Origin of the sequence: Streptomyces sp. NPDC005195 (assembly GCF_040608315.1) — a bacterium.
Taxonomy (GTDB): Bacteria; Actinomycetota; Actinomycetes; order Streptomycetales; family Streptomycetaceae; genus Streptomyces; species Streptomyces kaempferi.
The window spans coordinates 1-5,692 of sequence record NZ_JBEXHZ010000140.1 but is presented as its reverse complement, the minus strand read 5'-3'; the positions used below and the strand labels follow the sequence as shown (position 1 = coordinate 5,692).

General features: G+C 69.7%; 7 protein-coding genes and 1 pseudogene. 4 read left to right on the top strand and 4 right to left on the bottom strand.

Annotated elements, in window-relative coordinates; translation table 11 throughout:
* Positions 1 to 99: 99 nt before the first annotated feature.
* Both ABZV34_RS36770 and ABZV34_RS36765 read left to right on the top strand, forming a co-directional pair.
* Positions 100 to 183, top strand: a pseudogene (locus tag ABZV34_RS36770) (TetR/AcrR family transcriptional regulator); the annotation flags it as partial.
* 33 nt (positions 184 to 216) lie between these two features.
* A complete protein-coding gene (locus tag ABZV34_RS36765; RefSeq protein ID WP_356286831.1) occupies positions 217 to 555 on the top strand; it encodes a hypothetical protein in 339 nt (112 codons plus the stop codon).
* Positions 556 to 602: 47 nt separating this feature from the next.
* Here ABZV34_RS36765 and ABZV34_RS36760 read toward each other — a convergent pair whose 3' ends face one another.
* The 3 genes from ABZV34_RS36760 to ABZV34_RS36750 form a co-directional block, all read right to left on the bottom strand.
* Positions 603 to 1,055 carry a hypothetical protein gene (locus ABZV34_RS36760; RefSeq protein ID WP_356286828.1) on the bottom strand — a complete coding sequence of 151 codons (453 nt, stop codon included), beginning with the start codon at positions 1,053 to 1,055 and terminating at the stop codon, positions 603 to 605.
* Positions 1,056 to 1,211: 156 nt separating this feature from the next.
* Positions 1,212 to 2,273, bottom strand: coding sequence for a DUF6215 domain-containing protein (locus tag ABZV34_RS36755; protein ID WP_356286825.1), 1,062 nt, complete (start codon positions 2,271 to 2,273; stop codon positions 1,212 to 1,214).
* A 307-nt stretch (positions 2,274 to 2,580) separates the two neighbouring features.
* Entirely contained in the window at positions 2,581 to 2,952 is a 372-nt protein-coding gene (locus ABZV34_RS36750) for a hypothetical protein (RefSeq protein WP_356286822.1), read from the bottom strand.
* A gap of 263 nt (positions 2,953 to 3,215) precedes the next feature.
* Here ABZV34_RS36750 and ABZV34_RS36745 point away from each other — a divergent pair, with 263 nt between their 5' ends.
* Positions 3,216 to 3,911 (top strand): TetR/AcrR family transcriptional regulator, encoded by a 696-nt coding sequence (locus tag ABZV34_RS36745; protein ID WP_356286819.1) that lies wholly within the window; start codon positions 3,216 to 3,218, stop codon positions 3,909 to 3,911.
* Between the two features lie 217 nt (positions 3,912 to 4,128).
* On the opposite strand, the gene ABZV34_RS36740 is transcribed toward ABZV34_RS36745, so the two are convergent.
* Complete coding sequence (locus tag ABZV34_RS36740; protein ID WP_356286816.1) at positions 4,129 to 4,767, bottom strand: glyoxalase; 639 nt, start codon at positions 4,765 to 4,767, stop codon at positions 4,129 to 4,131.
* A 267-nt stretch (positions 4,768 to 5,034) separates the two neighbouring features.
* On the opposite strand from ABZV34_RS36740, the gene ABZV34_RS36735 reads away from it, so the two are divergent.
* Positions 5,035 to 5,679, top strand: coding sequence for a dihydrofolate reductase family protein (locus ABZV34_RS36735; protein ID WP_356286813.1), 645 nt, complete (start codon positions 5,035 to 5,037; stop codon positions 5,677 to 5,679).
* The last annotated feature ends 13 nt before the right edge of the window (positions 5,680 to 5,692 follow it).

The window sequence follows — 5,692 nt, the reverse complement described above, 5'->3', positions numbered from 1 at the left end:
AGGGTGCGTCTTCTGGACGCCATCTCTGCGTGAACCGAACGCGGATCCCCTGGCGTCGCCTCCCGCACGACTACCCGCAACGGCTGGCGTGGTTTCTACGGTACGACGACGCACGAGATCGCAGAGTGGGTCGGCGTCTCCCAGCCGTATCTCTACCGCCTGTACCCGAACAAGGAAGCGCTGTTCGCGGCGGTGGTCGACCACGTGTCCGTCGTCATGACCGACACACTGGTCGCTCACTCGCCGGTGTCGGGTGGGGCCGGGCCGGCGCCCGAGGCGACGTTGGACGCGGCGCGCGGCGCCTACGCCGCGCTCGTCGCGGACCGGAACATCCTGCGTTTCCTCATGCACGCGAACTGTGACGTCGGCGAGCCGCTGGTGGCACAGGCCGTGCGCCGGTGCTACGCCAATCAGGTTGACACCGTTCGCCAACTGCTGGGCGACGACGACGCCGTGCGGCGCTGGTTCGGCGCCGGAATGCTCGACAACGTGGTCGCCGTGCTCGGTCTGGCCGACATCGACGAGCCGTGGGCGCACGTCCTCGCCGCCCGTTGACCCGACACCGGCAGGACGGCACCGCGTTCCCGCAACGCGCGTCGGGTTCAGCCCAGTAGTTGTCTGACGGCTGTCACCAGTGCTTCGCCCGTCTGCTGGACAGCCGTTCCGGTGACCAGTGCGGGCAGGGAACGGACTGCTGTACGCAGGGCGGCGCGGAAGCCGCCGCTCTCCGGGTCTGTCAGGGTGCCCGTCAGCACTGTCGTCCGGTCTCGCAGGGCTTCCGGGTCCGTCAGTGGCACGCGGATTTCGGCCGCGCCGGGGACTTCCTCGCCGGCGCCGACGAAGCGGTTCCGAACGTCGTACGGCAGCGCGGTGCTGTTCTGCCAGGTGCCGATCCGCTCCACGCGTCCGCGGGCCCGTGGCTCGACGGGGGGCAGCCGTTCCCGGGTACCGCCGTCCCTGCTCACCTGTCCCCGCGCCGACCGGGCGATCGTCCCATCGATGACGTACACCAGGACCACAGCGGATGCCAGTACGAAGGGGAGCAGACGCTGCATACCGGCTCGACCACCAACCGCGACGCTGTGGGCGGTTGGCTGCGCGAGACCACCGAGGCGATCGTCGGCGCGGTCACCGGCTCCCAGCCGCTCGTCGTCACCGCTTCCCGTACAGGCGGGGATGGTCCTCGGCCTCGGCCTCGGCCTCGGTCTCGGTTACGTGGTCGTGGCGGTGAAGGTCGTCGGAAGAACCTTCTCGGCGATGTCGAGGAGAGCGCTGTCGTCCGGGAGGGCTCCGGAGGCGCTCCACACGGTGATGTCGTAGTAGCCGCCCCGGTCGTCGTGATCGAGGGCCACGGACAGCGTCCTGGCCAGGGGGCCTTGTCCGACCGGTCCGCCGGAGCCGCCGGATCCGCCACTGCCGAGATTGATCTCGATCTTCATGGTGTAATCCGAGGAGAGGACCGCGGGCCGGCCGAGAACCGTAAGGGTCTTGATGTCCCTCTCGTTCCCGAACTTCATCAGCTTCACGTACTGGTCGGTCGACATCTCGTCGTAAGTGGCCGAGACATTCACGGTGTACGTGTCGAACGCGACCTGGGCCTCCGGCTGGGCGACTTTTCCGTCAGTCAGGGGAGCGGTGTTGCTGGTGCCGGACGCAGTGGTCGCCGTCTCGCCAGGCGTTCCGAGGAGCTTGGCCAGGTCCGGCCGGTTGAGCGCCTCGCACAGTTCTTCACCGGTCACCGGCTGGGGCGTCTTCTTGTACACCTTCGGCAGTTCCTCGTGCTCTCCGTCCGAACACGAGGCGGGCTGAGGGGAGTTGACGTCGGACGGCATGAAGCGTGGGGCCGCCCACAGCACGGCCGCGATGGCCCCGAACACGGCCACGGCGGCGATGGCCTGGGCCCACGCGTTGTGATCCTTCTCCGGAGTGTCCGGGACGGGACGCGGCTCGGTTCCGGCCTGGGCCTGGGCCTGGGGCTGGGGCTGGGGCTGGGGCTGGGGCTGGGGCTGGGGCTGGGGCTGGGCGGCAGCGTCGACCGCCGCTCCGTCTTCAGGGGCCGCCGGACTCGGGCTCCGGCGTGCGCGCAGGGCCCGGACCACCGTGTGGACACGTATCGCGGTGAACACGAGGAACACCACGCCGAGGCCGGCCGCGACCCGATCGTGATCGCGGACGGCGAGATACATGATGCGTACGCCGAGAACGGACCCGACCGCGATGAGCAGGGGCTCGCGGACCCAGAACGGCAGGAGACGGAGGAGGAAACCGAGCATCCGGCGATCTCACCACAACAAGATCACATTCGCCGTGGTGGAAGCCACAGTTCCGGGCACGTGCAGGGGCGGGTGCTCGTCGGCGGACTGGACGTCGCCGGCTTCCAGGCATCCTGCCGGCGCGAGCACGGCGGAGTGGACCCGCGAGGGCCGGGAATCTCGTCCGGATCCCTGAAGGATCCGCGTTCGTCTTGATGCGGGTGCGGGCCGCTGTGGGGCGCGCGACGCGGGATCCTGGCCGGCCGGGGGTGTGGCCGTTGCCGTCCAGGCGGGCGGCTGCGTTCCGGAGTGGGCGGGTCGGGCCGCGTCAGCTGTGGTCCAGGGACCACATGACCTGGTCCTCGTACCAACGGGCGGCGCTGACACCGTGCCACGACGACGCTTCCTGGACCTGGTCCTCGTACCAGCGGGCAGCACTGACACCGTGCCACGAGGCTGCCTCGTCGACCTGGCCCTCGTACCAGCGGGCAGCGCTCACGCCGCGCCACGAGGCCGCTTCGCCCTCGTGGTCCGCGGCCCGTACGGAGCTCACGGTGGAGGTGGCGGACACGTACTGCGTGTGCTGTGCGGGTGCCGAGGCCGTGGCCGCCGACGCCGAGCCGCCGGCTCCGAGAAGGGCTCCGCCGGCCAGGACCGTGGAGGCGAGTGCGATCGAGACGCGCTTGGTCATGCTGTTCATGGTCATTTTCCTTGCGAGACTGCCGCGGTTTCGCCGATCTGGCGGACGCCGCTTCTATGTGAACCGCGATCCGGAAATCCCGGGTCGGCCGGCTGGCTACAAGGTCATTCGGAGGGGTGCCTCACGTTCGACTCCGCTACCGTACCCGAGGAGTGCCTCATGTTTGCGGTGAGGCTCATCACAGCACGTCGGAGGGGGCGGAATTGCGATCGGAAACATGACAACAGTCGAATTCGAGGGGAGCCTCATGTTACGCTCGCGACATGAGTCACCATCACGTCCCGTCCGCGAGCGAGACACCGGCGAAGCCCCTGCGCCGTGACGCGCAGCGCAACAGGGACGCGATCGTGGCCGCCGCCCGCGCGGCCTTCTCCGAGCAGGGCCTCGGGGCGTCCCTGGAGGGCGTCGCCCGCGAGGCCGGCGTCGCGATCGGCACGCTCTACCGCCACTTCCCCACCCGGCTCGACCTGGTCGAGACACTCTTCAACGCGAAGTACACGGAACTGCTCGGCGCCGCGGAAGAAGCCGCGGCCATGGACGACGCCTGGGAAGGGTTCTGCCGCTACCTGGAGAAACTCTGCCAGCTGCAGGCCTGTGACCGCGCCTTCAACGACCTGGTCTCGGCACGGCTGCCCCTGCACGTGGCCGGCCGCGAGATGTACGAACGCGCCAAGGAACTCTGCATCCAGATCATGCGCAACGCTCAGGAGCAGGGCGTCCTGCGCGGCGACGTCACCGCGCAGGACATCGCCTTCGTGATCTGGTCCCAGGCCGGGATCATCCAGGCCACCCGTGCCGTCGCCCCCACCGCCTGGCGCCGCCACCTCCACCTGATGCTCGACGCCTTCCGCACCGAGGGCGCCCACGAACTGACCGAACCCTCTCTGACCAGCGAGCAGGTCGACCAGACCCTCGTCACCCTCGAGTGCACCGAAGACGACTGCCGCGAGCAGTCCTGACGCCCGCACCGAGCGCGCGCCTGGGGTACCGGTCCGGTGGGACGCCGGTCCGGTGGGACGCCGGTCCGGTGGGACCACGCCGACCACGCCCGGACGGGCCGCTGAACCGGGCGGACGCGAGGCCTGTTGCCGGGCGGCGCACCATCCGGGGCAATGCCGTGCCGTACCGTCCAGCGCGCCCCCAGATGCTGTTCCCGTAAGCGGGGACGGCCCTGGCTCAGGCGGTGGCGGTGGCGGTCAGGGGGGCGGTGGCTTCCCAGACGAACCCGTCCGGGTCGCTGAACGGGCTGCCGGCGCTGGAGAGTACGAGCCGGTGCGATCCGGTGCCGTCGGCGGGGACACCCGCGTCCCTGGCAAGAGCGCGGCGCTTGTACAAGGCCAGCTTGACGGGACCCGGCCCGGCGACGAACTCGACGTACTTGCCGCCGAAGCTCTTGCCCACGGTGAGACCCTGCCCGACGTAGAACTGCTTGCTGGCCTTCACGTCCTCGACGCCCAGCAGGAGCACGAGCTCGTCGAAGTCCCGGGTGACCGGGCCCGTGTCCTTCTTCGCCGACGTCGCGATCTTCCAGATCGTGCCGTCCGGGGCCTGAACGACGCCGCCGTAGCCCCACAGCGACTTCGACGTGGGCTTGAGGACAGTGGCGCCGGCCTCTAGAGCGGCGCCGGCCAGGGCGTCGACGTTGCCCGGCTGGGACACCACCAGCGACAGGGTGAAACCGCGGAAGCCGGTCGTGGGAGCTTCGGAGGCACGCAGGCGCACGTGCGACGGGTCCAGTCCGAAGGCGGTGGAGTAGAAGCGGGCGGCGGCCGTGGTGCCGGCCACCTCGAGGGTGACGGAATCGATGGACTTCATGGCTTCGACGGTAAGGGCGGCCGGGTCACCGATGCTTCTCGAAAACTGCCCGGTCCTGCGTAGCCGGACCGGGCCTGCTGGGCCCTGGCCCTCCGCAACCGCGCCACACGCCCCCTGCCGCACCGCCGGGAAGGGGCCCCGGGGCTCCTTCCCGGCGCGTCTTGAAAAAAGCTGTGCGCCGCTGTCGATCCGGCCGCGTCCCGTTCGACGTCATGGTGTGCGGCGCCTCGCCACACGACGGCGCGACAGGATCTGACGAGGAAACACGTGGATCAACTGCTGAGAGTCATGAACTTCAACGTCTCGAGTGACGGAATCGGTGCCGGTGAGCACCAGAGTCTCGAGCGTCCGTTCGGCCAGGACCGTCCCGAGAGGCTGTTCGCCTGGGCCGGCGCCACGGCGAGCTGGCCCATGCGCACGGATCCCGGGGGGAGCCGGGGCCTCGACGACTATTTCACGCGGGACTTCGCGCACAACATCGGTGCCGAGATCATGGGCCGCAACAAGTTCGGGCCCCAGCGCGGGCCCTGGCAGGACCATGAGTGGCTCGGCTGGTGGGGGGAGGAGCCCCCGTTCCGTACGCCGGTGTTCGTCATGACCCACCACGAGCGTCCGTCGTTCACGCTCTCCGACACCACGTTCCACTTCGTCGACGGCGACCCGGCCACGGTCCTCGAAGCGGCGCGTGGAGCGGCACAGGCCAAGGACGTCCGGCTCGGCGGCGGGGTCACCACCATCCGGCAGTTCCTTGCCGCCGGCCTCGTCGACACCCTGCATGTGGCGGTCTCGCCGGTGAAGCTCGGGTCCGGACTACGGCTCTGGGAGTCCCCCGACGAGCTGCTCGACCGGTTCCACCTGGAGGTCGTGCCCAGCCCGAGCGGCGTGACGCACCATCTGTTCTGGCGAAGGTGACGCGAGGGCCCAC

Bases quoted from the DNA above. Each gene is read 5' to 3' on its own strand.
- ABZV34_RS36755 (WP_356286825.1), bottom strand. From the start codon at position 2,273: ATGCTCGGTTTCCTCCTCCGTCTCCTGCCGTTCTGGGTCCGCGAGCCC.
- ABZV34_RS36765 (WP_356286831.1), top strand. From the start codon at position 217: ATGACCGACACACTGGTCGCTCACTCGCCGGTGTCGGGTGGGGCCGGG.
- ABZV34_RS36740 (WP_356286816.1), bottom strand. From the start codon at position 4,767: ATGAAGTCCATCGATTCCGTCACCCTCGAGGTGGCCGGCACCACGGCC.
- ABZV34_RS36760 (WP_356286828.1), bottom strand. From the start codon at position 1,055: ATGCAGCGTCTGCTCCCCTTCGTACTGGCATCCGCTGTGGTCCTGGTG.
- ABZV34_RS36750 (WP_356286822.1), bottom strand. From the start codon at position 2,952: ATGAACAGCATGACCAAGCGCGTCTCGATCGCACTCGCCTCCACGGTC.
- ABZV34_RS36745 (WP_356286819.1), top strand. From the start codon at position 3,216: ATGAGTCACCATCACGTCCCGTCCGCGAGCGAGACACCGGCGAAGCCC.